The sequence below is a fragment of the Paenibacillus sp. SER-28 genome (assembly GCF_052906305.1).
Genome location: NZ_JBRECM010000002.1, coordinates 438,111 through 463,457 on the forward strand (window position 1 = coordinate 438,111; position 25,347 = coordinate 463,457).

At 46.9% G+C, this 25,347-nt stretch carries 28 protein-coding genes; 27 read left to right on the forward strand and 1 reads right to left on the reverse strand.

All coding sequences use genetic code 11. The features are described 5' to 3' along the window. The first annotated feature begins 95 nt into the window (after positions 1–95). The 21 genes from ndk (at position 96) to ACUYLD_RS07520 (ending at position 19,995) form a co-directional block, all read left to right on the forward strand. Entirely contained in the window at positions 96–539 is a 444-nt protein-coding gene (gene ndk / locus ACUYLD_RS07420) for a nucleoside-diphosphate kinase (RefSeq protein WP_061829211.1), read from the forward strand. 30 nt (positions 540–569) lie between these two features. Continuing rightward, entirely contained in the window at positions 570–1,370 is an 801-nt protein-coding gene (locus tag ACUYLD_RS07425) for a CheR family methyltransferase (RefSeq protein ID WP_023989169.1), read from the forward strand. 229 nt (positions 1,371–1,599) lie between these two features. Further along, a complete protein-coding gene (gene aroC / locus ACUYLD_RS07430; RefSeq protein ID WP_013310720.1) occupies positions 1,600–2,769 on the forward strand; it encodes a chorismate synthase in 1,170 nt (389 codons plus the stop codon). A gap of 1 nt (position 2,770) precedes the next feature. Further along, a complete protein-coding gene (gene aroB, locus ACUYLD_RS07435) occupies positions 2,771–3,865 on the forward strand; it encodes a 3-dehydroquinate synthase (RefSeq protein WP_446674698.1) in 1,095 nt (364 codons plus the stop codon). A 2-nt stretch (positions 3,866–3,867) separates the two neighbouring features. Then, complete coding sequence (gene aroH, locus ACUYLD_RS07440) at positions 3,868–4,242, forward strand: chorismate mutase (protein WP_013310718.1); 375 nt, start codon at positions 3,868–3,870, stop codon at positions 4,240–4,242. A 385-nt stretch (positions 4,243–4,627) separates the two neighbouring features. Beyond that, positions 4,628–6,178: an anthranilate synthase component I gene (gene trpE / locus ACUYLD_RS07445; RefSeq protein ID WP_235309591.1), complete on the forward strand. Its 1,551-nt coding sequence runs from the start codon at positions 4,628–4,630 to the stop codon at positions 6,176–6,178. 34 nt (positions 6,179–6,212) lie between these two features. Beyond that, positions 6,213–7,259, forward strand: coding sequence for an anthranilate phosphoribosyltransferase (gene trpD / locus ACUYLD_RS07450; protein WP_446674699.1), 1,047 nt, complete (start codon positions 6,213–6,215; stop codon positions 7,257–7,259). Next, entirely contained in the window at positions 7,249–8,043 is a 795-nt protein-coding gene (gene trpC / locus ACUYLD_RS07455) for an indole-3-glycerol phosphate synthase TrpC (protein ID WP_446674700.1), read from the forward strand. Before trpD ends, trpC begins: the two co-directional genes overlap by 11 nt. Continuing rightward, complete coding sequence (locus tag ACUYLD_RS07460; RefSeq protein ID WP_446674701.1) at positions 8,040–8,711, forward strand: phosphoribosylanthranilate isomerase; 672 nt, start codon at positions 8,040–8,042, stop codon at positions 8,709–8,711. The genes trpC and ACUYLD_RS07460 overlap by 4 nt, the downstream gene beginning before the upstream one ends. Beyond that, a complete protein-coding gene (gene trpB / locus ACUYLD_RS07465) occupies positions 8,708–9,904 on the forward strand; it encodes a tryptophan synthase subunit beta (RefSeq protein ID WP_069289825.1) in 1,197 nt (398 codons plus the stop codon). Before ACUYLD_RS07460 ends, trpB begins: the two co-directional genes overlap by 4 nt. After that, the gene (gene trpA / locus ACUYLD_RS07470) at positions 9,901–10,707 is read left to right on the forward strand and encodes a tryptophan synthase subunit alpha (protein ID WP_069289824.1); all 807 of its coding nucleotides are present in this window, start codon (positions 9,901–9,903) and stop codon (positions 10,705–10,707) included. Before trpB ends, trpA begins: the two co-directional genes overlap by 4 nt. A 54-nt stretch (positions 10,708–10,761) precedes the next feature. Then, a complete protein-coding gene (gene hisC / locus ACUYLD_RS07475; protein WP_446674702.1) occupies positions 10,762–11,865 on the forward strand; it encodes a histidinol-phosphate transaminase in 1,104 nt (367 codons plus the stop codon). Between the two features lie 26 nt (positions 11,866–11,891). Continuing rightward, the gene (locus tag ACUYLD_RS07480) at positions 11,892–12,980 is read left to right on the forward strand and encodes a prephenate dehydrogenase (protein WP_446674703.1); all 1,089 of its coding nucleotides are present in this window, start codon (positions 11,892–11,894) and stop codon (positions 12,978–12,980) included. 856 nt (positions 12,981–13,836) lie between these two features. Beyond that, on the forward strand, positions 13,837–14,433 hold the full coding sequence (locus ACUYLD_RS07485; protein WP_172828252.1) for an RNA polymerase sigma factor: 597 nt from the start codon (positions 13,837–13,839) through the stop codon (positions 14,431–14,433). Then, positions 14,430–15,056, forward strand: coding sequence for a hypothetical protein (locus ACUYLD_RS07490; protein ID WP_061829202.1), 627 nt, complete (start codon positions 14,430–14,432; stop codon positions 15,054–15,056). The genes ACUYLD_RS07485 and ACUYLD_RS07490 overlap by 4 nt, the downstream gene beginning before the upstream one ends. A 70-nt stretch (positions 15,057–15,126) precedes the next feature. Then, complete coding sequence (locus ACUYLD_RS07495; protein ID WP_068941607.1) at positions 15,127–15,729, forward strand: histidine phosphatase family protein; 603 nt, start codon at positions 15,127–15,129, stop codon at positions 15,727–15,729. Between the two features lie 166 nt (positions 15,730–15,895). Beyond that, positions 15,896–17,005 (forward strand): hypothetical protein, encoded by a 1,110-nt coding sequence (locus tag ACUYLD_RS07500; RefSeq protein WP_061829200.1) that lies wholly within the window; start codon positions 15,896–15,898, stop codon positions 17,003–17,005. Positions 17,006–17,057: 52 nt separating this feature from the next. Then, positions 17,058–17,564 carry a gamma carbonic anhydrase family protein gene (locus ACUYLD_RS07505; RefSeq protein ID WP_023989153.1) on the forward strand — a complete coding sequence of 169 codons (507 nt, stop codon included), beginning with the start codon at positions 17,058–17,060 and terminating at the stop codon, positions 17,562–17,564. Between the two features lie 22 nt (positions 17,565–17,586). After that, positions 17,587–17,766, forward strand: a complete 180-nt coding sequence (locus ACUYLD_RS07510; RefSeq protein ID WP_013371655.1) for an IDEAL domain-containing protein — start codon at positions 17,587–17,589, stop codon at positions 17,764–17,766. A gap of 173 nt (positions 17,767–17,939) precedes the next feature. Then, complete coding sequence (locus tag ACUYLD_RS07515; RefSeq protein ID WP_322159794.1) at positions 17,940–18,584, forward strand: DUF1405 domain-containing protein; 645 nt, start codon at positions 17,940–17,942, stop codon at positions 18,582–18,584. A gap of 565 nt (positions 18,585–19,149) precedes the next feature. Beyond that, positions 19,150–19,995 carry a sporulation protein YpjB gene (locus ACUYLD_RS07520; RefSeq protein WP_061829197.1) on the forward strand — a complete coding sequence of 282 codons (846 nt, stop codon included), beginning with the start codon at positions 19,150–19,152 and terminating at the stop codon, positions 19,993–19,995. A gap of 77 nt (positions 19,996–20,072) precedes the next feature. On the opposite strand, the gene ACUYLD_RS07525 is transcribed toward ACUYLD_RS07520, so the two are convergent. Then, on the reverse strand, positions 20,073–20,942 hold the full coding sequence (locus ACUYLD_RS07525) for a YitT family protein (protein WP_061829196.1): 870 nt from the start codon (positions 20,940–20,942) through the stop codon (positions 20,073–20,075). Positions 20,943–21,156: 214 nt separating this feature from the next. Here ACUYLD_RS07525 and ACUYLD_RS07530 point away from each other — a divergent pair, with 214 nt between their 5' ends. From ACUYLD_RS07530 to bshA, 6 genes are all read left to right on the forward strand, one after another. Next, positions 21,157–21,486, forward strand: coding sequence for a nucleotide pyrophosphohydrolase (locus ACUYLD_RS07530; RefSeq protein WP_023989148.1), 330 nt, complete (start codon positions 21,157–21,159; stop codon positions 21,484–21,486). 50 nt (positions 21,487–21,536) lie between these two features. Beyond that, positions 21,537–22,055, forward strand: coding sequence for a tetratricopeptide repeat protein (locus ACUYLD_RS07535; RefSeq protein ID WP_013310696.1), 519 nt, complete (start codon positions 21,537–21,539; stop codon positions 22,053–22,055). 31 nt (positions 22,056–22,086) lie between these two features. Further along, a complete protein-coding gene (dapB, locus tag ACUYLD_RS07540; protein ID WP_061829195.1) occupies positions 22,087–22,890 on the forward strand; it encodes a 4-hydroxy-tetrahydrodipicolinate reductase in 804 nt (267 codons plus the stop codon). Between the two features lie 56 nt (positions 22,891–22,946). After that, a complete protein-coding gene (gene mgsA, locus ACUYLD_RS07545) occupies positions 22,947–23,384 on the forward strand; it encodes a methylglyoxal synthase (protein ID WP_013310694.1) in 438 nt (145 codons plus the stop codon). Continuing rightward, positions 23,381–24,073 carry a bacillithiol biosynthesis deacetylase BshB1 gene (bshB1, locus tag ACUYLD_RS07550; RefSeq protein WP_446674704.1) on the forward strand — a complete coding sequence of 231 codons (693 nt, stop codon included), beginning with the start codon at positions 23,381–23,383 and terminating at the stop codon, positions 24,071–24,073. Before mgsA ends, bshB1 begins: the two co-directional genes overlap by 4 nt. A gap of 85 nt (positions 24,074–24,158) precedes the next feature. Further along, entirely contained in the window at positions 24,159–25,322 is a 1,164-nt protein-coding gene (gene bshA, locus ACUYLD_RS07555; protein ID WP_061829193.1) for an N-acetyl-alpha-D-glucosaminyl L-malate synthase BshA, read from the forward strand. The last annotated feature ends 25 nt before the right edge of the window (positions 25,323–25,347 follow it).

The window sequence follows — 25,347 nt, forward strand, 5'->3', positions numbered from 1 at the left end:
TTGCTGTGACAAAATACTTTAACCGTTTCCAAGCTTTCTGTTACAATACAGTTTAGTACTGTATAAATACATTAGATTGGATTGGGAGTGAGCCGATGGATCGTACTTTTTTGATGGTTAAACCGGATGGTGTACAACGTGGACTGATTGGACGTATCATCAGTCGTCTGGAAGACAAAGGCTTCAAAATGGCGGCTGGCAAGCTTGTGCAAGTATCAAGAGAACAGGCAGAACGGCATTATGCAGAGCATGTGGGCAAGCCTTTTTTTGAAGAGCTTGTAGGCTTTATCACATCAGGCCCTGTGTTTGCTATGGTATGGGAAGGGGATAACATCGTTACGCTCTCCCGCTTGTTGATTGGTAAAACACAAGTAACCGAAGCTCTTCCGGGCACAATTCGTGGAGACTTTGCAGCACATACACCGTTTAACCTCATTCATGGTTCAGATTCACCGGAGAGCGCAGAGCGCGAGATTGCAAATTTTTTCTTGCCGGAAGAATCCGTTCGGTATGAAAAAAGTGTGGCGACCTGGGTATAAGTTTAATTACGTATGAAGAAGGATGGTAGCATGACGGATATGGAACTGGGTCAGACGGACCCCGATTACACAGCGTTTATCCGCAAAATCAAGGACAGCACAGGTATTGATCTTGCACAATACAAAGAAGCACAGATGAAAAGGCGGTTAACTACGCTTCGCAACAAAAACGGGTTTCCCAGTTTTGTTTCTTTTTATGATGCCATGATGAAGGAAAAACCTCTATTCTATGAATTTCTGGATCGGATGACGATCAATGTTTCGGAATTTTGGCGAAATCCCAATCGGTGGGAAGTGCTGCGGGATACAATCTTGCCACAACTGCTTGTAGGAAAGCAGAAGCTTAAGCTGTGGAGTGCGGCCTGCTCGACTGGTGAAGAGCCTTATAGCCTGGCTATGGTTCTCGACGGTAAAGGGATTTTAGGAAATTGCTCCATTACAGCTTCCGACATTGATGATGGTGCATTGGCAAAAGCCAAGGAAGGTAAATATTTGGAGCGTTCGCTCAAGGATGTACCTGAGCAGGTAGCTAGCAAATATTTCAAGCCGGATGGTGCGATGTATCGAATTGATGACCGTTTGAAACAAGCCGTGAAATTTCAAAAGCAAAACTTGCTACTGGATCGGTTTGAGGATGGCTATGATCTCATCATCTGTCGAAATGTAATGATTTATTTTACAGAAGAGGCCAAACATACGTTGTATCAAAAGTTTGCAGCCAGTCTTCGTCCCGGCGGTGTGTTATTTGTCGGTAGCACAGAGCAAATCTTTTCTCCTAACCAATATGGTCTGGAATCGACGGAAACCTTTTTTTATCGTAAAAAAGCATAAGCCTGCATATATCATCCAAAGTTTTGTAGGAACTTATTTATATCTTTGAGTAATTGATGGTTGGCTTATCAGCAAAGCACGTCCTTTAGCTCCTTTGGCTAAGAGGCGTGTTTTTGTTTATCTGCATACACGTGGCTTTTCTTGTCAAAGAAAGGTGCGTATACTATAATGAAGCACAGTTAAAGGTTTTAGCGATGCACAGTTTAACAGTTTAAAGGGGGAACGCGTCATGAGTTTACGTTATTTAACCGCGGGGGAAACGCATGGTCCCCAGCTAACTGCCATTGTAGAGGGTATGCCGAGCAATTTAAAATTGGATTTTGAGGAATTGAATTTTCAGCTGCACCGTCGTCAGAAAGGATATGGACGGGGTCGGCGTATGCAGATTGAAAAAGATACGGCGAAAATTGCCGGAGGCGTACGTCACGGCTATACCACGGGGGCACCGATTGCGCTGGTTGTGGAAAATAACGATTGGAAGCACTGGCAGAACATTATGAATATTGAGCCTATTGAAGGCAGTGATGAGGAAAAACGTCGGGTTCACCGACCACGTCCGGGTCATGCGGATTTGAATGGCGGAATGAAATACAACCTGAAGGATCTTCGTAACGTGCTGGAGCGCTCCAGTGCACGCGAAACAGCAATTCGTGTGGCATGCGGCGGTTTGGCCCGTCAATTGCTGGCTGAGTTCGGAATCAAGGTGGCAGGTCAGGTCATCCGCATTGGGGAAATCGAAGCTCCTTACCGTGATCTGCCGATTGATGAGCTGATTGCCGTGACAGAAGCCTCCTCGGTGAGAGTAACCGATCCAGAAACCGAAAAGAAAATGGAAGCATATATTGATCTGATCAAGCAAGAAGGTGATTCAGTCGGTGGGGTAGTGGAATGTATCGTAGAAGGTGTTCCGATTGGTCTGGGCAGTCATGTACAGTATGATCGGAAGCTGGATGCACGTATTGCACAAGGCGTCATGTCGATTAATGCATTTAAAGGCGTGGAAATCGGCATTGGCTTTGAAGCAGGAGAATTGCGCGGTTCACAGGTGCATGACGAGATCCTATATGATGAGGAACGTGGATATCACCGTCGTACCAATCGTTTGGGTGGTTTTGAGGGTGGCATGACGAATGGAATGCCAGTTGTGGTTCGTGGCGTAATGAAGCCGATTCCCACACTTTACAAGCCTCTGCAAAGCGTCGACATTGATACAAAGGAAGCGTTCACTGCACAGGTTGAGCGTTCGGATGCATGTGCAGTACCCGCGGCTAGCGTAGTTATGGAGCATGTGGTAGCTTGGGAGATTGCGAAAGCTTTGCTAGAAAAATTCGGCGGGGATTCGATTGAAGAGATTCGTGCGAATATTGCATCCTACGAAGAACAACTGGGGCGGTACTAAGATGAGTATGCTGACGGTACAGCTTGGGGAACGTTCTTATCCTATTCATATCGGACGAGGGCTGCTACGTCGAGCCGGAGAGTTGTTGAAGGAACGAGGAATTGCGCAAAAAAGCCCGTTGTTGATTGTTTCTGACGAAAATGTAGCGGGATTCTACTTGGCAACATTGGAGAGCAATCTTCAGGCATCTGGCTACAAGACAGTGTCCTTTGTCGTTAAGCCAGGTGAAACCTCCAAGTCGCTTGCTGTATTTGAGCAGGTCATAACAGCAGCCATTGAGGGCGGCTTGGATCGCAATTCAGCCGTTATTGCACTTGGTGGTGGTGTGGTGGGCGATTTGGCTGGATTTGTGGCGGCTTCTTATATGAGAGGTGTCAAGTTTGTACAGATCCCCACTACGATCCTTGCCCATGACAGTAGCGTGGGCGGTAAGGTTGGCATCAATCATCCTTTGGCGAAAAATATGATAGGAGCCTTCCATCAACCGGAGCTTGTGTTGTATGACGTAGATACGTTGTCAACATTACCTCCTCGTGAGGTATCTGCGGGGCTTGCTGAAATGATCAAGCATGGCTTGATCTGGGATGCTGATTTCGCCCAGTGGTGCCGTGACCATGCGACTGATTTACTTGCGCTGGATGCGACAGCTCTGGAGTACGGTCTGGAAAAGGGATGTTCCGTAAAAGCCGAAGTGGTGTCGCGCGATGAACGAGAAAATGATTTGCGCGCTATTCTAAACCTAGGGCATACGATTGGTCATGCGATTGAAGCCATTGCGGGATATGGTGAGTTTTTACACGGGGAAGCCATTTCTATTGGTATGGTCGGCTCCGCACTTTTGGGCGTGAAGCTGGGGGCAGATCCTTCTTTGGCAGATGAAACGAAGGATATGTTGTCTTCGCTACGGCTACCGACCTCCCTTCCGTCACATCTCGATACAGATCGGCTGCTGGACGCGATGATGCATGACAAAAAGTTCAAAGAAGGCAGCATTACTTTTGTCGTCCCACGTAGCATCGGGCACGTGGAGGTTGTGAAGGATATTTCCGTCTCTTACATCCGACAAGTTATTGAACAGTTAAAAGAGGGGGCGTAACGATGTACAATCGGGGAATTCGTGGCGCGACGACCGTAGTGAATAATGAAGAAAACGAAATTTTGGAAGCAACATGCCAACTACTGGAGGAAATTGTATCCTACAATGAAATTCAGCCGGAGGATATTAGTAACGTATGGATTACGGTGACCCATGACCTGGATACTGCCTTTCCAGCCAAGGCCATTCGTCAGCTTGATGGCTGGGATATGGTTCCGCTCATGTGTGCATTAGAAATTCCTGTGGCAGGCAGTTTACCCAAGTGCATTCGTTTGATGGTACAGGTGAACACCGATAAATCCCAGCGTGAAATTAAACATGTATATTTGAACGGAGCGCAGGCGTTAAGACCGGATCTGGCTTCCCAAGGGAAATAAGCGCCCGTTTTTAAAGTTGATGGTTGCCAAAGTAACATCCCATGAGATATAGTGTGTGTAGCAGAGTTAAGTAGAGTAGAGTTAGCCAGAGACAGAGTTGAGATGAGAAGAGTGCAGCCTTAGCCAATTCCATATGAGATTACAGAGACCGGCGGTAGCAGGTAAGCTTTTGTCTATGAAGAGATATTCTTCTACAGAGAAGCTTATTTGAAGCAACCTGCGTGTTTATACAAAAGGGATGAGTGTATACTTATCTATTTGCTGTAGTCATTTACATATGGAGCATTCTTATAATTTCAATAACTGACAGCCTCTACCTTACCGGTAGAGGCTTTTTTATATTCTCTCCTATGGTTCTGCGCCAATTTGGAAAGGAAGTGATCTCATGTTAACGCCGCATGTGGAGCAAGTGATAACGATGGCGAATGAATTTAACCTGATTCCTGTGTACAAAAAAGTGCTGGCTGATATGGAGACGCCGATTCGGATTTTCCGTCGGTATGCCGAGCGGGACCGTGCCTTTCTGCTAGAGAGTGTAGAGGGAGGCGAACAGTGGGCGCGACATTCATTCATCGGTACAGACCCGTTTCTAATGGTCTCGGGTAAAAAAGGACGTTTAATATTGGAACAACACGGTAAACGGCAAATATTAAACGACAAGCCGATTGAAGCGCTCAAAGCATTACTTCGTAAATACCGTAGTCCGAAACTGAAAGAAATGCCTCCATTTACAGGCGGGGCTATCGGATTTTTTGGATATGACCTGCTTCAATATTATGAAAAGCTACCAGAGCATTCGGTAGATGATTTGAATATGGATGATATTCGTTTTATGTTCTGCGATCAAGTCATTGTTTTTGATCATGTGAAGCAGCAAATTTTGCTGGTGGGCAATGTTCATGTAGGCGAAGGGTTCCGCGATGAGGACATTCGTGCTGCTTATGCTGACGTGGAACGCAAGTTGGAGGAAACGGCACAGTATCTGCGCAAGCAGTCTCAGCCTGAGCGATTAGGATCAGCCTCCATTCCTGATGATGTGGAACTGGGTGAGATCCAATCCAATGTGACGAAGGAACAGTTTATATCAAACGTAGAGCAGGCGAAGGAGTATATCCGCTCCGGTGATATTTTTCAGGTTGTACTATCCCAGCGTTTTCACATTGATACAGAGGCCTCACCTTTACAGGTATACCGCGTGCTGCGCACGATGAACCCGTCGCCTTATATGTATTATTTGAAAATGGATGACGAGATCATCGTAGGCACTTCGCCTGAGGCACTCGTCAAGGTGGAAAACGGCCGGGTAGAAACCCGTCCTATTGCAGGAACGAGACCGCGTGGGGTAACGGAGACAGAAGATGTGGCACTTGCTGAAGAACTGTTAAACGATGAAAAAGAGCGTGCAGAACATCTGATGCTGGTCGATTTGGGAAGAAATGATTTGGGCCGTGTATCACAGTTTGGCACAGTCAAATGCGATACGTTTATGGAGATTGAACGCTATTCTCACGTCATGCACATTGTATCCAATGTGTCGGGTGAGCTACGGGAGGACAAAGATTTTTTCGATGCTTTCCTGTCTTGTCTGCCAGCCGGCACCGTATCGGGGGCTCCGAAGCTACGAGCCATGGAGATTATTGCTGAGTTGGAGCGGGAAGCACGCGGACCCTATGCAGGGGCGATTGGATATTTAGGCTTCTCAGGCAATATGGACGCTTGCATTACGATTCGCACGATTGTGTTTAAAAAGAACCGGGCCTATGTCCAGGCAGGCGCTGGAATTGTGTGGGACTCGGTTCCGGAAAGCGAGTATCAGGAGACGGTGAACAAAGCAAAGGCATTGCTGAAGGCAATCCGTACGGCAGAAGTGATGTTCCCGGCAACGACACAGCCCTATAACAGCGTCATCAACCAGGATTATTTGTACACTCCGTAACACACAAAAATCTGATTTTGAGGAGGAGACGACAATGGAACGACATGACATGATGCAAGTGGGGTTAAGCCGGATCATTGAGGGACAGCACCTTTCGCGTACGGAGGCCCGTAGCGTAATGGAACAGATTATGAGTGGAAGTGCTACACAGGCGCAAATTGGCGGGCTGCTGACGGCTCTTCGCCTCAAAGGGGAAACGGTAGATGAAATCACTGGTTTTGCCGAGGCTATGCGTAGCTACGCTAGTCCAGTGCAAGCTGAAGAAGGCAGTGGTCGTCTGCTGGACACATGTGGAACCGGAGGTTCAGGGATTCACAAGTTTAATATTTCCACGATATCCGCGATCATCGCAGCTTCGGTGTCTGTACGGGTAGCAAAGCATGGCAATCGTTCTGCAAGTGGCCGTGCCGGGAGCGCTGATGTCCTGGAGGCATTGGGAGTCAACATTCATTTGACGAGTGATCAGGCTAGGTCATGTCTGGACCGAATCGGCATCTGCTTTTTATTCGCACAGCTGTATCATCCGTCTATGAAGCATGCCGCCGCGCCGCGCCGCGAGCTGGGTGTGCGGACGGTATTCAATATGCTAGGTCCTTTGACGAATCCGGCTGGTGCGGATCGGCAGCTGTTGGGCATTTATGACGCCAACAAAACGGAAGTCATTGCCGAGGTATTGAACCAGCTCGGCTCCAAACGGGCCATGGTTGTCAGTAGTCTGGATGGGCTAGATGAAATTAGTATTTCAGCTCCGACACGTGTATCCGAACTGAAGGACGGCAAGGTTCACACGTTCGAGCTTCATCCGTCGGATCTGGGCTTGCAGACGCATTCTCTTGATCAGGTGCTGGGCGGCGACGCACAGGTTAACGCAGATATCATACGACGAATTTTAAACGGAGAGCATGGAGCTTATCGGGATGTTGTGTTAGCGAATGCAGGAGCGTGCATTTATGTATCAGGTGCAGCGGCTACCTTGACGGACGGAGTAGCACGAGCGGCAGAAGCCATTGACTCGGGACTGGCAATTTCCAAGCTGGATCAATTAATACAGGCAACGGGGGAATATCAATATGTATCTTGACAAAATTGTGGTGACGAAGCGACAAGAAGTGGAGCAGCTTAAGGAGGGTTTTCAAATAAGTAAAGCTGAACGATTAATTGCTGATTTACCTGCGACGAGAGGATTCGAAAATGCGATCGCGAGCAAACGCAATCGTCCGCTCGGACTGATTGCTGAGGTGAAGAAGGCTTCCCCATCCAAAGGGCTGATTCGACCGGATTTCCATCCGGTGGACATTGCACGTGCATATGAGGGAGCAGGAGCGGATTGCATTTCTGTACTGACAGATGTGACATATTTTCAGGGGAGCCCTGAATATTTACAGCAAATTCGCGATCAGGTGAAGATTCCGCTGCTGCGAAAGGATTTTATCATTGATGAACGGCAAATATATGAAGCTCGTCTGCTGGGAGCGGATGCGGTGCTATTGATTGCCGCTATCCTGGAACCCCGTGTATTAGGGTCTTTTTTACAGATTGCCAAGGACCTCGGGCTGGACACGTTGGTAGAGGTGCATGACAGTGAGGAGCTTAAAGCGGTGCTGGAGCTGGGGACAGCAACCTTAATTGGCGTAAATAACCGAAATCTGCGGACATTCGAGACTCGTCTCCAGACGACAGAGGAGCTGATCTCACTAATTCCTAAAGGGGTTACGTTCATCAGTGAGAGCGGAATTGCGGGACCGGAAGATGTTAATTATCTGCATTCGGTAGGTGCACACGGTATCTTGGTGGGGGAGCATCTTATGCGCAAGGAAGATGTAGGACAGGCTGTAGCCGAATTGATGGACGGGGTTAAAGCATGAACAAAACGGGCGTAAAAATTTGTGGACTTCAAAGCGTTGAAGTGCTAAAATCTATGGTAAACTTACCGGTCGATTATATAGGTTTTGTGTTTGCTGACAGCAAGCGCCGGATTGACGGCGTACAGGCTGGAAAGCTGCTTCGCGTAATAGATGAATGGACCTCAGGCAGCAGACCGCGTAGCGTGGGTGTATTTGTGAACCCTGGTGATGCACTGTTAAATGATGTGATGGAGAAAGCACCCTTGGATGTCATACAGCTGCATGGACAGGAGAGTCCGCAGCGCTGTCGGGAGATTAGGGAGCATTTTGGTATACAGGTATTCAAGGCATGGTCTGTGGACAGTCAAGGACAAACAGAACGCTCGGCGGACGAATTGGATGCCTATGTCGGGACAATTGACGCTTTATTGCTGGATACATACGATCCCCTGTATGGCGGCGGCTCCGGAAAAACGTTTGCGTGGGATCGAATTCCTGCCTATCAGGCTTGGACCCATCAACATGGAATTCCTTTGTTTGTAGCCGGCGGGTTGACTGCCGATAATGCGGAAAAGCTGGTTCATGAGTATCATCCCCATGGGCTGGATGTATCCAGCGGTGTAGAGACGAACGGAGTCAAGGACATTGCAAAAATCACAGCATTCGTAGAAAGGGTGAAGCAGGCATGACACAATTACCTGATAACAACGGACGTTTTGGAACATTTGGAGGACGTTTTGTACCGGAAACGTTGATGAACGCACTGATTGAATTGGAGGAATCCTACCGTAAGTACGCGGATGATCCCGAGTTTAAAGCAGAGTTGAACGGGCTCCTTAAGGACTATTCTGGTCGGGAAACGCCGCTTTATTATGCGGAGCGTCTGAGTCAGCATTTGGGCGGAGCTAAAATTTACTTGAAGCGCGAAGATTTAAATCATACCGGTGCCCACAAAATCAATAATGCATTAGCTCAGGGATTGCTGGCGAAGCGTATGGGGAAACAGAAGGTCATTGCTGAAACAGGCGCAGGACAGCATGGTGTCGCGACAGCGACTGTGGCTGCGTTGCTCGGATTGGAATGCAAGGTGTTTATGGGCGAAGAGGATACTGTGCGCCAGCAGCTGAACGTCTTTCGGATGCAGCTTTTGGGTGCAGAGGTCATTCCGGTGACATCAGGTACACGTACACTTAAGGATGCCGGGAATGAAGCTTTGCGTTACTGGGTCAGCCATGTCCATGATACGTTCTATATTTTGGGTTCAGCTGTCGGCCCGCACCCGTATCCGATGATGGTGCGGGACTTCCAACGTGTGATTGGTGATGAAACACGTCGCCAGATCCTAGAGAAGGAAGGCAGACTTCCGGATGTCATCGTGGCAGCGATCGGTGGCGGAAGCAATGCCATCGGCATGTTTTATCCTTTTATTGAGGATCAGGGTGTCGCATTGATTGGCGTGGAGGCCGCTGGAAAAGGTGTCGAAACGGAATTCCATGCAGCTACGATGACCAAGGGAACACAAGGGGTCTTCCAAGGCTCTATGAGTTATCTGCTTCAGGATGAGTATGGACAAGTGCAACCTGCGCATTCCATCTCGGCTGGATTAGATTATCCAGGTGTTGGACCGGAGCATTCATACCTGAAAGATATTGAGCGGGCCAAATATGTTCCGATCACGGATCAGGAAGCGCTGGATGCACTTCAGCTCCTCTGCCGTACCGAAGGAATACTTCCTGCATTAGAGTCGGCACATGCAGTTGCGCAGGTCGTCAAGCTGGCACCTACGTTGACGGCAGATGATATTATCGTTATTTGTTTGTCTGGACGCGGGGATAAAGATGTGGACTCCATTATCAAGTATTTGGGAGGAAATCCGTCATGAATTTAATTGATCAGGCGTTTGGTCGCCTTAAAAATGAAGGCAAAACGGCATTAATTCCTTTTCTGACGGTAGGCGACCCGGATGTGGATACTACAATAGAGATCATTCGGCTGTTAGAGTCGGCCGGAGCTGACATATTGGAACTGGGTGTACCCTATTCCGACCCGCTGGCTGACGGTCCTGTAATTCAGCGCGCGTCTGAGCGTGCACTGAAACGGCAAATTTCCATTCGCACGTGCATGGAGACAGCTTCTCTGGCCAGAGCGGCAGGTTCAAGTCTGCCTTTTATTCTGTTCACGTATTATAACCCTGTATTACAGATGGGTATGGATGCTTTCTTTGCAGGCTTGCAGGAGCACGGTATCAGCGGTCTGATTATTCCGGACCTTCCGCTTGAGGAAGCGGAGGAGCTGGGAGGACGGGCCGCAGAGGTGGGTGTGCATCTGATTCCTCTGGTGGCTCCAACTTCTGAACAGCGGATCGAACGAATTGTCCGTCAGGCCCGAGGATTTGTATACTGTGTATCCTCGCTGGGTGTAACTGGGGAAAGAGCCTCCTTTTTTGAAGGTATAGAGGACTTTATCGCGCAGGTCAAACGGCATACAGATATTCCGGTAGCGGTTGGCTTCGGGATCTCTACTCAAGAGCAGGTAGCCCGGTTTTCAAACATTTGCGATGGAGTTGTGGTCGGCAGTGCAATTGTACGTCAGGTGGAGGAGGCCATTCCATTGCTGAATGATTCTGCGCGCAGGCAAGAAGGTCTTTTGCAAATTCATAATTTTGTGGCACAATTAAAGCAGTAACTGTCAAAATAGAAAGTAATAAATATGTTCTGATTGGATAGAGGAGGTAGGGGCATGCAACCTAAACCGCATATTGTACATTTGCCAGTATATCAGCCCGGTAAACCGATTGAAGACGTAAAACGTGAGCTGGGACTCGATGAAGTCATCAAGCTCGCTTCGAATGAGAATCCGTATGGTAGCTCTCCCAAAGTGTTGCAGGCCATTCAGCAGGAGTTTGCCAACATTAGTGTATATCCTGACGGAAGTGCCGTAGCTTTGACACAGGCACTAGCTAAACGGACGGGTTTAAAAGAGGAACAGTTTATCTATGGCTGCGGATCTGACGAAATTATTGCGTTGATTACGCGTGCTTTCCTCCTTCCCGGGGAAGAAAGCATTATGGCCGATCAGACATTTTCCGTATACAAAAGTAATGTGGAAATTGAGGGAGCGGTTGCAGTTGAGGTACCTTTGCGTGACGGTGTACATGATTTGGATGCTATGCTGTCTCACATCAATGACCGTACAAAAATTATTTGGATCTGTAATCCAAATAACCCGACGGGCACGATTGTACCCGAAGCAGAGCTGATTGCGTTTTTGGACCAAGTACCAAAGCACATCATGGTTGTTCTGGATGAAGCCTACGCCGAGTTTGTGACGGATCGCTCGTATCCCGACGGCATTCGTTTGTTGCCAGCGTATGAAAACCTGGTTGTACTACGCACCTTCTCCAAAATCTATGGGCTTGCTTCGCTGCGCATTGGTTATGGTATGGGAGCCGAGTCAATCATTCGCTTGATAAATCAGGTTCGTGAGCCGTTTAATACATCACGGGTAGCGCAGGCTGCGGCCATTGCTGCCTTGGAAGATCAGGAATTTGTTCAAGAATGCCGTGATCGTAATGCAGAGGGCAGAGCTTATTTGCAAAATGAGCTCAAGCGTCTGGGGCTGGAGTCTTTCCCAGCACATGGTAATTTTATTATGCTGGATGTACGTCGTCCATCCGGTGAGATATTCCAGGAGTTGCTTCGTAAAGGTGTGATTATTCGCGCAGGTCATCATAAATATCCGACATATATTAGGGTGTCGGTTGGATCACAGCCGCAAAATGAGTTGTTTATTCGTGTGCTGGAACAGGTCCTGGGGGCGGAAGCGGCGAAAGTACGCCTATAATTTCCGCAGATGGGATTTGATAATTGATGAAGATTGCCATTTTCGGCGTGGGACTGATTGGTGGGTCCCTCGCACTTTGTTTTAAAGGGAAGCCGGATATTACTGTTGTCGGCCATGCCCATCTCCCTGAATTGATGGAACCGATGTTAAGCCGTGGTGTCGTGGACACCGCGACTCTTTCGGTTGAAGAAGCGGCAGCGGATGCCGATTTTATTTTTTTATGCGTACCTGTGGGCTTATTGGAGCATTATCTCGAACTGTTAAGCAAGCTACCGCTTAAAACGGGTTGTATTATTACTGATGTAGGCAGCACGAAATCGGCAATTGCCAAAAAAGCATCAGAAATTTCTTTGCGCAACGCTTACTTTATCGGTGGTCATCCGATGGCTGGTTCGGAGCGTTCCGGTGTAAAGGCTGCTTCCGCATTGTTATTTGAAAACGCATATTATGTGCTTTCCCCGGCAGAGGGTGTGCCTGAGGAAGCATACAGTTCACTGGAACGTTTATTAAAATATACTAGTGCTCATGTTGTGCGTGTCCAACCTGATATGCATGATGATATTGTCGGTGCGATTAGCCATCTTCCGCACATTATTGCAGCGGCGCTGGTGAATCAGGTGCGAAAGCACAATGATGAAAATCCGTTGTACCGTACATTGGCTGCGGGCGGGTTCCGTGATATTACACGGATAGCCTCTAGTGATCCGGTTGTGTGGCGGGACATCTTACTGAGCAATCGTGAAGTTTTACTAGGCCTGTTGGAAGAATGGAACGGACAGATTGAGCGTTTTACCCATTTACTGAGAATACAAGACGGTGAGGGAATCGCTGACGAGTTTTTGACAGCTGGGCACTTCCGCAGTGAACTGCCAGAGCGTCGCAAAGGAGTCATCGTCTCCACGTTTGATCTGTATATTGATGTACCGGATACCCCAGGGATTATCGGGCGAATTGCTATGGAACTGGGGAATCACAGCATTAATCTGAGCAATATGCAAATCATTGAAAGCCGGGAGGATGTCCCAGGCATCATGCGGCTTTCCTTCCGTCAAGAGCAGGATTGGGAGCGTGCCAAGACTCTGCTGGATTCGATGGGGTATAAAGTGGTGGTGTGAAGGGTGGAGAAAGTATGAGTGTTCGTTAAGGAGGTACACCGCTCCGCGATCCATTTGATCTTACGATCGCTGTTGCAGGGGGATTCTCTGGACTTTTTAAATTATCTAAAGGTAAGAATCCCCCTGCAAAGGCGAACGCTACGCTTCTCTAGATTCAAATGGATCGCTGCGCTACGGATCGCCTTAAAAGTACTATGCTTTCTGGGAGTGAAATAATAGGAAAAGTTTTAAAGCGGGTGAAGAAACTTTCGCCCGCTTTTTTGTTATTTGAAGAACAAATGAGACAATCCTTCTCACTAATTATTATTAAAGAAAACAAAAAAAGACCACCCGGGTAAAGCCCCGGGTGGTAGCTACTTTTAGTGAAGTAGCTGAGTAGGATAGGAGTGGAGAGAAACCATACTGTACTTTTATTATATGTATACGTTTTCATTTTGTCAATAATTTTTTTGAAGCGTTTTCTTTTTGTGTTTTTTTCCTTATTGATGTATTTGAATAGAACATTTTCAATGGGGTTGTCATTTAATCTTGAAAAAATTTAAAATCCCCTGAAAAGCTGTATAAATGAATCAGGTACCAGCGTTAGGGAGGCATTGATAGAAATCGTGGGGATTTTGGACTTTTTTACTGACGGACATTTTGTGGTACAATGGGTAAGTCCATTTTGGATGTTGAATATTGTTGGGGATAGCACCGTTAATGTTGGCACTACATAGGGTAAGAAAATAACAAATGTTCCATGATGCTGTTTCATCCATTTGCGCAGAGGGCGCAACTTTTTTTGACCTGTTCGGTATATATAGACAGAATCGAACGGGAAAACAGCACATGTATGGGCGAGGAGGGTCTCACTCGGATGATGACAGATTCCCAGATGATTCAGGAAATCAAACAAGGTAATGTTGAGGTTTATTCAGAATTAATGAGGCGGCACCAACGTAAAATTTTAGCTTTTGTTTATCATATGCTGAAAAGTTCGAACCTGGAAATGATTGCTGAGGACTTGTGCTCAGAAACGTTTTATAAAGCGTATCGGAGCCTGCACTCTTTTCGCGAGGTAGACGCATCGTTTTCCACTTGGTTATATACGATTGCACGCAATACGGTGCTAAGTGAGCTTCGCAAGCACCGTAGCGGTCAGGTTCCATTGGAGGAGAGCGGTTATGTACCGGTAGCTCCATCGGATGTCATTCCGGAGCAGGCCGTCCTTCGCGGTGAGAAGGTAGAGATGGTGCGTGAAGCGATCAATAGATTGCCTGAGAAGCAGCGATCTGCGCTGATTTTGCGTGAATATGAGCAATTGGATTATCAGGAGATTGCGACTATTTTAGGACAGACGGTCAGTGCGGTGAAGTCATTGCTTTTCCGGGCAAGATCCAGTGTGAAGACGCAGTTGGAGCCTTATTTTTTTGAGCCTCTCTATGAGGAAAACGAAGGGATGAGCAGCCAATGAAATCCAGGGACACTGAGGATTTGTTCGCTACAGGCAAAAATGTATCGAAACAAGACTCGGAGCGCAGACGGGCCAAAAGCTCGTCTGCTGGGTGGGAGCATGGTTCGGAAGAAAAAGAGTGGAATTTGTCAAAAGAAAATCGGTCCGATATTCGTGATATTTCCTTTGAAATAACAGATGAAAAGCTAGAGGCAATGAATCGCAGAGTCATGGATCGAATTTATGAAGAATCACCGTGGCTTGTTCCGGGCGAGCATCGACGTGCGCGTGTGAACCCAGCAGCCCGTAAGTATATGTCTGTATGGATCGCCGGCTTCTTGGCCGTATTTTTATGTAGCTTCTTGTTTTTGAACTGGAACGGAAGCTCCTCTCAGGAAAATCCCCCTCAAGCAGCTCCTGTCATGGACACAGGTATTTTACCGACAGGCCTGTTGAAAACTACAAGTACATCTCCACAATATCAATACCACATTAAAGATGTGAATAGTGGCATTATGGACCCGCTGGTTGCTAGCATTGTTCCTACTTATCCGCAATACTGGATGTTGTTGTCTGTATTGGCACTTGCGCTTGCTTTATTTTCTCTGGGCTGGATCCATCGGGCGAGAAGGGTCAGAAATTAGCAGGACAGCTGGGCTCCAATATGAATTCATAACAATGCCTGAATAACAAAACAGCGGAGGAAACGACACGATGCTTATTGGCTTGATCAGACATGGATTGACGGATTGGAATGCGGTAGGGAAAATCCAGGGTCACAGTGATATTCCCTTGAATGAGGAAGGGCGTCGGCAGGCACGCTTGCTGGCAGAACGATTAAAGGAAGAACCTTATCATTGGGACGGGCTTATTACAAGTAGTCTCTCCAGAGCGAAAGAGACTGGGGAGATTATTGCTTCTGCTCTGCATCTCCCGTTGTTAGAGCCTGATGATCGGCTAAGAGAACGTGCTTATGGTCAGGTCGAGGGCATGACCCAGGCCGAGCGTGAAGAGAAGTGGGGAGTCGACTGGCATCTGCTGGATCTAGGGCAGGAAAGCGATGCGGATCTTCAGCTTCGCGGGCTAGCTTTTATGGAAGCCATTTGGACGGAAAATCGGGACAAGAATCTGCTGGTCGTTTCCCACGGCGGTTTTTTGGCTAATTTGTATAAGGCTCTGTATCAGGAAAAATTCACGGAACGAATCGGCAATTTGTCACTTAGTGTACTCCAGCGTGAGGATATGGATTGGGCACCACTTTTGTATAATTGCACGAAGCATTTGCAAGAGAAAAGTGACTGTAACTCAAAAAGTTAGTAAAAGACCAAGGCTTCTACTTATCGTAGGAGTCGTGGTCTTTTTTGTTTTTTAATTATACCTTTGCAAAAAAAGAGGTTTAGAGTCTGAACAATCCGTCAAAGCTGTGGGTACAACAGGTAAGAATCAATTCCGGATGACAGTCCAGTGACGAGGCGATGGAACAATGAATCTGGCGGATATGCTGACATTTGCGGATATTGTGCATTTGAACAGAATCGCGGTGTATTACGATTGTGACTGTAAACCTAATTCCAAACATGAGTTGATCCAGGGGATTTTGACGAAGCTCGGCAGCAGTAGTTTTTTTGAGACGCAGGTCAAGGAGCTTAGGTTGTCAGAGGTAAGGTTTTTGAACGCGTTGCTGTTCGATGACCGACCGTATTTCAGCATGGAGGAATTGATTGCAATAGCCAAACAGTCTGTTGAGGAGGACGAGAATCCTGGTGAGCGGCCAAGGGATATTGTGACCCGTCTGCGTTCTAGTGGCTGGTTGTTCAACGGTTCGACGCACAATACCAGGTATTTGTTCCAAATTCCGTTGGATATGAAGGAGCGCTTTCGACGTGTTATGGTACATGACTTCCAAAACGGAATGACCCGGGTAAGCGAACCGTCGTCGTACCGGGATGAAGGGCATCTGCTGGCAGAGGATTTACGGCTTTTCCTTCAATACATGGGGCAGCATGAGGTTCCGCTAAATCCCGAGGGAGCTTGGTATCGTCGCAATCAGCAGCAGCTGATGGAACATTTGCACATTGCGGAGCCGCTTTTGGGTAAGGGAGGATGGCGTTTCGGGTATGGCTCCTCTTTTAAGTTTTATCCAGACCGAATGGCACTACTATATGATTATGCCCGTCACTCCAAGTACATTGAGGAGAAAGGGGACCAAGTTGTGCTGACGGCAAAGGGAGAAGCGCATCAGGAGCATACAATTGAGGAAGAAATGATACAGCTATTCAGGTTTTGGTTAAGATTGTATAAAGGAGCCGTTCCTAATTTGCTGTCTCTAGTCTACTGGATTGGAGAATGTGCCAGGCCCTGGACGTCCTCAGAGTCGCTTTTTGTACATATTGGCCCACTGATTCGACCGTTTTACTATGATACGCCCCGTTCGGTCTTTGATCAGAGGATTATACGAATGATGCTTCACTTGGGTATGCTTCGTCAGGGTGAACATTCGACGGGACCATCTGTACAGATGACGGCCTGGGGGCTGAAGTTGGCGGGAGAGTGCCGCATTGGTCGGAACGACTCGGGTATACGGCTCCATTGACAAGCAGCACACATGTTGATAGAATTTCACCCAAAATGAGAGGGTGAAGTTGTTGCTGATTCACTATAACGGAAACATGCCACAGCTCCATTCATCTGTCTATATGGCAGAAGGAGCAAAAATTGTCGGAAAAGTAACGATCGGTCAAGATTCCTCTGTATGGTTTAATGCCGTACTGCGCGGAGATATGGCGCCTATCATCATCGGTGAACGCTGCAATATTCAGGACGGTGTCGTGGGACATGTGAACACGGATCAGCCCCTGTTGCTGGCGGATGATATTTCGGTAGGTCATGCTGCAATAATCCACGGTTGTACGGTAGGCAAAGGCACTTTAATCGGTATGGGGGCCATTGTACTCAACGGAGCGGAGCTTGGTGAATATGCTTTAATAGGAGCAGGGTCGGTCGTTACGGAAAATACCAAAATACCACCCTATACTCTTTCTCTCGGTACACCTGCCAAAGTGGTGCGCGAATTGACAGATGCAGATTTGCAGCGGATGTCACGAACGGCACTCAGCTATGTGGCGAAAGGAAAAGAATATAGGATCTCTTAAACTCATGTTGGAGGTGCATCCTATGGATAAAATGAAGGTTACTTATGAAGTAATGTTGGGCCTGTCTGCTGAAATGGTTTTGGACGAGGCATTACGTAAACACCGGAGTGAAAAACTCTACAAGGATATTGATGAGGCGCTAGCCTCCGGAGATGAAGTAGCTTTTCGTCATCTTACGGATGAGCTGAAAGCAATGAGTTAGAACAATCTTAGGAATCCTGAGTTGGATTTCAGACGAATCTTTAGTTCAAGATTATAATCATCAAACCTGACTGTAGCGGCGGTCAGGTTTTTTTGATACGCTTGGATATGATATAGTCTTTGTAGGATGGGACCTGTACAAGGCAACTGTCGTATGAACGGAGGATGAAGGACGTGTCGTTATCTTATTTGTGGAGCCGGTCGTTCTTGACGAGCCGGCCTTTTTTGTGGCTGCTGTTCTGGTGTAATCTGGTTGGAACGGTGTATGGGTACATATGGTATGGGGGGCAGTTGGAATATACACTAAATTATCACCCAATGTGGCAGATTGTATTTGTGCCTGATAGTCCGACGGCGAGTCTGTTTTTTACGATCTCTATAGCATTTTTGCTCTATTCTCCGCGTCTCAAGAGCTTGAAGGTCATTCGCCAGATCATCGAGGCATTGGCTGTTGTCACGAGTGTAAAATATGGCATCTGGGCTTCAGCTATTATTTTTTGGGGAGTTGCGCAGGGGGGACATATGATATGGCAGGATTGGATGCTGGTGGCATCTCACACGGCAATGGCGGTCGAAGCACTGCTGTTCGTGCGTTTTTTCACCTGCAAATGGACTGCTTTATGCCTAGCCGCACTCTGGACATTGTTAAATGATACGATGGATTATACATTTGGTATATATCCGTATCTTCCAAAGACGCTAACGGATGATGTACCACAAGTGCGTGCTTTTACCTATATGCTGACCCTTGTCAGTATTATAGCGGCATGGCTTGCCATGTTTGCGCGCAATCGAGTGGGAGTGGAAGTGGAGAAATAGAGATGAACATTGTTATAAACCAAAAAGAATATATATTTAAAAAAGGAACCGTGATGATCATAAAATAAGAAAGAGCTTTAATCATTTAGCTAAACAAAGTTTTGGTTTTGATTTTGAAGCTTGGTATCAATTGGGCTTTTGGAATGATAAATATATCCCTTACGTACGACAGGGCAACTGTGATGCTATGTATTTGTTCGCAATGATAGTGTGAAGAATTTTTACCCTAAATTCGGGTTTGTTTCAGCACAATAATATCAATTGAACCGGAAAGTAATCATAAACAAGTTGGACATTAAAGTTGAGAAATTGAACCTGAAGAGCAGTCGGATTTAAAGTTACTGAAAAATAAAAGTGCTAGATTAAATCCGTATTCACTTTTTGCTGCGGAAAATAGTGAATGTCTGGTCTTATTCTATGCATCTCTTTTTTTAAAGATAATTTTATGTATATACCTCAATATGACACGATTGTGGTTGCAGATTTTGAGGGGGATACCATTTGTCTTAAAGCAAGTTCTAGTCTCGGTAACCTTGCCATACAGTAAGGTGAGGAGGGATGTCCCATGATTAGGGGTCAGGCGTTGCAAATTATGATACGTATTGTTTCGAGTGTTGTTTTATCTATGGTCCTGCTGCTGTCCGTCTGCGTCCCTCCAGGTGTGGCAGAAGCGCGTGATCAGTCAAAACCCGTAGGAAATACAAAAGAGATTGAGGAACTGGATCATGCAGCTGCGATACTGTACCGAGATGTGATGGACGGGAACATTGAAAAAGCGCGCGCGGATGTAGCCGAAGTGAGTCGATGGTTTGGCACTGGACAGGTGCAGGCAGCGTTATCTGTAGAGGCCATTCATGCTTTGTCCGGCAGCATCCTTGAGGTGCAGCAAGCTACACAGTCCGTCCAAGCATCACCGGATGAATGGGTGAAGGCTGCGGCCAATTTACGACTTGCGACAGATGCGCTTGCACATCCGCGTCAGCCCTTATGGCAGCAGTATTATAAGATTTTAAAAGAAGATGTTAGTGGCTTGAACAGCCAGTTTGCTAAAGGCAACATGAAGGGTTTCAAAGCTGGAGCCGCAGTGCTGGAGGACCACTATGAGACGATCCGTACAGCAGCATTGATTCATGGCAGAACAAGTGAAGTTGTCCGGGCTGATTCATGGATTTCCTACGTCAAAGGATTGGGAGATCAGCAAAATGCAGATGCCTCAGCGATTAGAGGGGCGTTGGATCAGGGAAATCCGACGTTTAATGCCCTGTTTGGACGTGAAAAAGACGCCACTGCCCTGGCGCCATTTATCCCGCGTGAAAGTGAGCGCCGGGCAGAATTGGCAATCGGCATGATTGTCCTGCTGGCGTTGGTCTATGCAGGTTATCGTAAATATCGAGCTGGTTTCTCTGGATAACGATGCAAAATTCGAATATTCGCGTCGTTGGCTCCTGAGCCATCCATATAGGTTAGCCCATCGCCCGGATTTCCGGGCTATTCCTCTTTGAACCCCTCTCCATGTACATCATGCACATCCTGTATGATAATAAACGCCCGTGGATCAACCGATTTAACAATTTGGTGCAAACGTCGTATTTCCTGACGAGGCACGACACAATAGGCAACATGCTTGGCCTGCTTGGAAAATGCACCTACAGCCGGAATAATAGTAACTCCACGATCCATGTCCCTAATAATAATATCCGCAATGTCCATCGTCTGGTCGCTGATAATCATAAAGGCTCTGGCAGAATAGGCCCCTTCTTGTATAAAATCAATAATTTTGGACGCGATGAACACGGCGACTAATGTATATAGAATTTTTTCTTTTGGTATGTAAAGTAGTGAAGCACCGATAATGACGATATCAATGACCAGCAGAATCCTTCCCATACTCCAGCCAAACTTCCTGTTTAGAATACGAGCGATTATATCCGAGCCGCCCGTGGTGCCGCCAAAGCGGAACACAATACCTAATCCGGCCCCAAGCGTAACCCCCGCATATAATGAAGAAAGTATAAAATCGTGTTCAGTTTGAAATGTTCCCATCCATCCGAAATGAATCATTTTTTCATACAACCACAGAAAAAAAGTGAGCGACCCGATACCCACCCCTGTATATAGAATTTGCTTGCCCCCAAGCATTTTCCACCCAATTAAAAATAAAGGAATGTTCAGCAACAATGTGGAGAGAGAGGGTGAAATCGAAAAAGCATAATTGAGCAGCAGGGTGATCCCTGTAATACCACCTTCCATCAGTTTACTGGGTATTATAAAATAAAGCAGACCGAATGCATAGATGGCGGTCCCGAGCACAATGGGTAAAATCAGTTTAAGCTGTTCCATGGACTTGGATATCTTCATATGATCCCTCGCAGTAGCAGTTTAAGGAAGAACGACTTCATGCTGATTTTGCTAAATCGCAGTTCCTTATATGTAGTATACCTTTTTACGCTATCTTTAAAAGACTGATGACTGTAAGTTGGGATCATAAGTACACAATTAAAAAAAATTTGTTTTAAAATGTGCTTTACGATAACATATGAATAAACCTGCACATGGGGGGATTGCGTGTTTCATGGAAAAATCATTAGATGAAATTCAACGTGAGGTAGACCAGTATATATCTCAATTTAAGGAAGGGTATTTTAGCCCTTTGGCGATGTTGGCCCGGATGTCTGAGGAAGTCGGGGAACTGGCGAGGGAAGTCAATCACTCCTTTGGCGAGAAACCGAAAAAAACGGATGAGGCGGACAATTCGATTGAGCTGGAGCTGGGGGACATTTTGTTCATCACAGTTTGCTTTGCGAACTCGCTAGGTATAAATTTGACCGAGGCTCATGATAAGGTCATGCAAAAATTTAACACGCGTGACGCGAATCGCTGGACCAAAAAGGACACCGATTAGGCGTTTTGTACATATGCTGTACCAAACCGGTTACCCGGAGGTGCAGTGTCATGAAGGCGGAGGAATACGTTCAGAAAGCTTATCAGTGCATTTTGCAGAACGATTTTGAGCAGGCCGTGGAATGGTTTGAAAAAGCAATTTCAGCCCAGCCTGATCATGCGGAGCATTATTTCCGGTGCTCGGTTACCTATGCTCGTAGTGGTCGTTTGGAGCAGGCTCTCGCGTATGCAGAGCATGCGGTTCGTCTCGCTCCACAGCAGGATGAATATGTTCTCCATCTGCATGCGCAGGAAGCCAGGCAGCATACGGAGAAGGCCAGAAAAATGCTGGATGTCGACAGAGCTACGCCACAGGTGCGTCAGGATGCGATTTTGCTATTGGAACGAGCAATAGCCCTCGATCCGTTATGTGGGGATGCTTTTTTGCTGCTCGCATTGATTTATGATGAATTGAATGAGTATAAGCTAGCTGTGCAGGCTGCTCGCGAGGCGGCTGCACTGTTTCCTCACAATGTGCAGCTTGCCAACCTCATGAAGAAGTTATGCCAGCAGATGAATGAACAGATCTAACACAAATGGATGCATAAGGAGTTGTAGGGATATGTCAGAACCAATAAAAGTGGCTGTTGTAGGAGCAGCAGGGCGTATGGGCCGTGAAGTTGTCAAATTGGTTCTTCAGGATGAGGAACTACAGCTTGTGGCCGCAGTGAACAGAACACATGCCGGCAGTGATGCCGGCCTTCTCGTCGGATTACCGGAAGCGGGTATCGCTATTGTGGAGGACGTGGAGCAGGCTTTACTGGATAGTCGAGCGGATGTCATGGTCGATTTTACGGGGCCGCGTTTTGCGTACGCACATACAGCGATTGCTATCAAGTATGGAGTACGTCCGGTTATCGGAACGACAGGGTTTACCCCCGAACAGATTAATGAACTGGACAAGCAGTGTCGTGAGCAGCAAATTGGTGGTCTGATCGCGCCGAACTTTTCGATTGGAGTCATTTTGATGATGCGGTTTGCGGCTCAGGCAGCGAAATACTTCCCGCATCTGGAAATCATCGAATATCATGGTGACCAAAAATTGGACGCGCCATCGGGCACAGCCATTAAGACCGCAGAGCTGATCGCCGAACAGCGTGAAGAGCTACGACAGGGTAACCCGGAAGAGGAAGAAACGTTAGAAGGATCACGGGGGGGGTACTATCAAGGGTTCCGTGTTCACAGTGTCCGTCTTCCCGGTGTGTTCGCACAGCAAGAAGTAATCTTCGGAGGGTTTGGACAATCTCTGAAAATTCGTCAGGATTCTTATGAACGAGCGGGCTATATGCCGGGTGTTAAAATCGGTATTCAGAAGGTCATGGAGCAGCCAGGGCTTGTGTATGGATTTGAGCATTACATCGATTAAGAATACGCGAATGATTTGACGAACGAAATTATAGAATGAGGCAGGAGGAACTTTGAATGTTAAAGATTGCATTTATAGCGCATGACCGAAAAAAGGATGAAATGGTAAATTTCATAACGGCCTATGAGCATGTTTTTACAGATCACCAGTTATTTTCAACAGGTACAACAGGTCTGCGCATTATGGAGCAAACCAAGCTTCAAATTCACCGTTTCATGTCCGGTCCGCTTGGAGGAGATCAGCAAATCGGGGCTATGGTTGCACAAAATGACATGGACTTGATTATATTTTTGCGTGATCCGCTTATGGCCCAGCCGCATGAACCGGATATTAGCGCCCTGTTACGTCTGTGTGATGTACAAGGGATTCCTCTGGCAACCAACGTTGCAACTGCTGAAATACTGGTTAAGGCGCTAGACCGTGGCGATTTTGCTTGGCGTGAGCTGGTACATAAATATAAACCGGGGATTGACCAGCAAGGTGATATAAAATGACACTGGACATCTTAATCTTCGGAGCCCATGCCGACGATGCAGAAATAGGAATGGGAGGCACGATTGCCAAGCATACAGCCGCTGGTTTAAAGGTGGGCGTTTGCGATTTGACGTGGGCTGAAATGTCATCTAATGGTGATGTGGATACTCGTATGGCAGAGGCAGAACACGCTGCAAAAGTACTCGGACTTGCCGTGCGGACGAATCTAGGTCTGCCGGATCGTGGATTATATGTAACTCCAGAACATGTAGCTGCAGTTACAGCAGAAATACGGCGCCATGCACCGAAAGTCGTATTTGCTCCTTATTGGGAGGATCGGCATCCAGACCATGTCATGTGCAGTAAGTTAGTGGAGGAAGCGGTATTTAACGCCAAGTTGCGACGTTTTATGCCAGAAAATCCTGCGGTACAGGTAGAGCAATTATATTTTTATTTTATTAATGATATTGGCAGAACGGATTTGATTGTGGATATCACCGAGCATTATGAAGCCAAAGAACGGTCTTTGTTGAGTTATGCTTCGCAATTTCAGGCAGCACCTGGAAAGGATACAGTATCCACACCCTTAAATCAGGGATATGTGGAACGCGTAAAAGCTCGCGACTCGTTGTTGGGTCAACGCAAACTGATTTCGTATGCAGAAGGCTTTGCGTCCAAAACGCCATATCTGGTTAAGCTATTCACATAAGAATTCTATACTTGAGCATTTTGCAGAATGTTAAAATAAATCGGCAGGAAAGTTATCACTGATGAGCGGAAGGAGGCAGCTTAGCTTGAATGACAAATTGAAAATTGGAATTACCTGTTATCCGTCGTTGGGTGGCTCCGGCGTAGTGGCTACTGAGTTGGGTAAGTTGCTGGCAGAAAAAGGGCATGAGGTCCATTTCATTGCCAATAGCATTCCGTTCAGATTAGGCGGGGCGTTTCAGAAAAATATTTTTTATCATGAGGTTGAAGTTAACGATTATTACGTGTTTAGATATCCACCCTATGATTTGTCACTGGCGACCAAAATGGCCCAAGTCGCACAAATGAAGAATTTGGACGTACTCCATGTTCATTATGCGGTACCCCATGCAGTATGCGCTTACTTGGCGAAGGAAATGGTGGGTGATCATCTGAAGGTGGTAACCACCTTGCACGGTACGGACATTACAGTGTTGGCACAGGATGAGTCGTTGAAGGACCTGATTCGGCTGGCTATTAACAAAAGTGACGCTGTGACAGCGGTTTCCAAGGATTTGATTCGGGAGACGATAGATGCGTTGGAAATTACACGACCTATTGATTTAACCTACAATTTTGTAGATAAACGGGTATATTATCCACGAGATGCCGCGGCGCTTAGAAGAGATTTTGCCCAACCGCATGAAAAAATAATGATGCATATTTCCAATTTCCGTCCTGTCAAAAGGGTGGGAGATGTGCTGGATATATTTGAAAAAGTGCAACGTAAAGTACCTGCGAAGCTGCTGTTGGTGGGAGAAGGACCGGATCTTCCAAAAATCCGTTGCAAAATCGAGAATTTAGGTCTGCAAGATAAGGTCTTCTTTTTAGGTAAGCAGGATCAGATCGCAGAAGTGATTTCTATGGCGGATGTGCTGCTGCTTCCCTCGGAAAAAGAAAGTTTTGGTCTGGTTGCACTGGAAGCAATGGCCTGTGGAGTGCCGACAATCGGTTCTCAGGCAGGGGGAGTACCTGAACTCGTTGTGCATGGAAGTACGGGGTATCTTGCTGAAATCGGTAATACTGAGGCAATGGCTGATTATGCAGTAGAGCTGTTGTCCGATGAAGCGATGGCGGAACGTTTCCGTGAAGCGTGTCTGACCCGCGCCCGTACCGTTTTTTGTGATGAGCTGATTACCCGTCAATATGAAGAGATATATTACCGTGTGTTGGGACGCGAGGTGCCGGATCTTAAACCGATCAGCGTTTAAGAGGGCGGACTCGCGTCCGTTTTTT

What these genes read in the sequence shown, in the direction of transcription:
- ndk (WP_061829211.1), top strand. Translation starts at nt 96, where the DNA reads ATGGATCGTACTTTTTTGATGGTTAAACCGGATGGTGTACAACGTGGA.
- ACUYLD_RS07425 (WP_023989169.1), top strand. Translation starts at nt 570, where the DNA reads ATGACGGATATGGAACTGGGTCAGACGGACCCCGATTACACAGCGTTT.
- aroC (WP_013310720.1), top strand. Translation starts at nt 1,600, where the DNA reads ATGAGTTTACGTTATTTAACCGCGGGGGAAACGCATGGTCCCCAGCTA.
- aroB (WP_446674698.1), top strand. Translation starts at nt 2,771, where the DNA reads ATGAGTATGCTGACGGTACAGCTTGGGGAACGTTCTTATCCTATTCAT.
- aroH (WP_013310718.1), top strand. Translation starts at nt 3,868, where the DNA reads ATGTACAATCGGGGAATTCGTGGCGCGACGACCGTAGTGAATAATGAA.
- trpE (WP_235309591.1), top strand. Translation starts at nt 4,628, where the DNA reads ATGTTAACGCCGCATGTGGAGCAAGTGATAACGATGGCGAATGAATTT.
- trpD (WP_446674699.1), top strand. Translation starts at nt 6,213, where the DNA reads ATGGAACGACATGACATGATGCAAGTGGGGTTAAGCCGGATCATTGAG.
- trpC (WP_446674700.1), top strand. Translation starts at nt 7,249, where the DNA reads ATGTATCTTGACAAAATTGTGGTGACGAAGCGACAAGAAGTGGAGCAG.
- ACUYLD_RS07460 (WP_446674701.1), top strand. Translation starts at nt 8,040, where the DNA reads ATGAACAAAACGGGCGTAAAAATTTGTGGACTTCAAAGCGTTGAAGTG.
- trpB (WP_069289825.1), top strand. Translation starts at nt 8,708, where the DNA reads ATGACACAATTACCTGATAACAACGGACGTTTTGGAACATTTGGAGGA.
- trpA (WP_069289824.1), top strand. Translation starts at nt 9,901, where the DNA reads ATGAATTTAATTGATCAGGCGTTTGGTCGCCTTAAAAATGAAGGCAAA.
- hisC (WP_446674702.1), top strand. Translation starts at nt 10,762, where the DNA reads ATGCAACCTAAACCGCATATTGTACATTTGCCAGTATATCAGCCCGGT.
- ACUYLD_RS07480 (WP_446674703.1), top strand. Translation starts at nt 11,892, where the DNA reads ATGAAGATTGCCATTTTCGGCGTGGGACTGATTGGTGGGTCCCTCGCA.
- ACUYLD_RS07485 (WP_172828252.1), top strand. Translation starts at nt 13,837, where the DNA reads ATGATGACAGATTCCCAGATGATTCAGGAAATCAAACAAGGTAATGTT.
- ACUYLD_RS07490 (WP_061829202.1), top strand. Translation starts at nt 14,430, where the DNA reads ATGAAATCCAGGGACACTGAGGATTTGTTCGCTACAGGCAAAAATGTA.
- ACUYLD_RS07495 (WP_068941607.1), top strand. Translation starts at nt 15,127, where the DNA reads ATGCTTATTGGCTTGATCAGACATGGATTGACGGATTGGAATGCGGTA.
- ACUYLD_RS07500 (WP_061829200.1), top strand. Translation starts at nt 15,896, where the DNA reads ATGAATCTGGCGGATATGCTGACATTTGCGGATATTGTGCATTTGAAC.
- ACUYLD_RS07510 (WP_013371655.1), top strand. Translation starts at nt 17,587, where the DNA reads ATGGATAAAATGAAGGTTACTTATGAAGTAATGTTGGGCCTGTCTGCT.
- ACUYLD_RS07520 (WP_061829197.1), top strand. Translation starts at nt 19,150, where the DNA reads ATGATTAGGGGTCAGGCGTTGCAAATTATGATACGTATTGTTTCGAGT.
- ACUYLD_RS07525 (WP_061829196.1), bottom strand. Translation starts at nt 20,942, where the DNA reads ATGAAGATATCCAAGTCCATGGAACAGCTTAAACTGATTTTACCCATT.
- ACUYLD_RS07530 (WP_023989148.1), top strand. Translation starts at nt 21,157, where the DNA reads ATGGAAAAATCATTAGATGAAATTCAACGTGAGGTAGACCAGTATATA.
- ACUYLD_RS07535 (WP_013310696.1), top strand. Translation starts at nt 21,537, where the DNA reads ATGAAGGCGGAGGAATACGTTCAGAAAGCTTATCAGTGCATTTTGCAG.
- dapB (WP_061829195.1), top strand. Translation starts at nt 22,087, where the DNA reads ATGTCAGAACCAATAAAAGTGGCTGTTGTAGGAGCAGCAGGGCGTATG.
- mgsA (WP_013310694.1), top strand. Translation starts at nt 22,947, where the DNA reads ATGTTAAAGATTGCATTTATAGCGCATGACCGAAAAAAGGATGAAATG.
- bshB1 (WP_446674704.1), top strand. Translation starts at nt 23,381, where the DNA reads ATGACACTGGACATCTTAATCTTCGGAGCCCATGCCGACGATGCAGAA.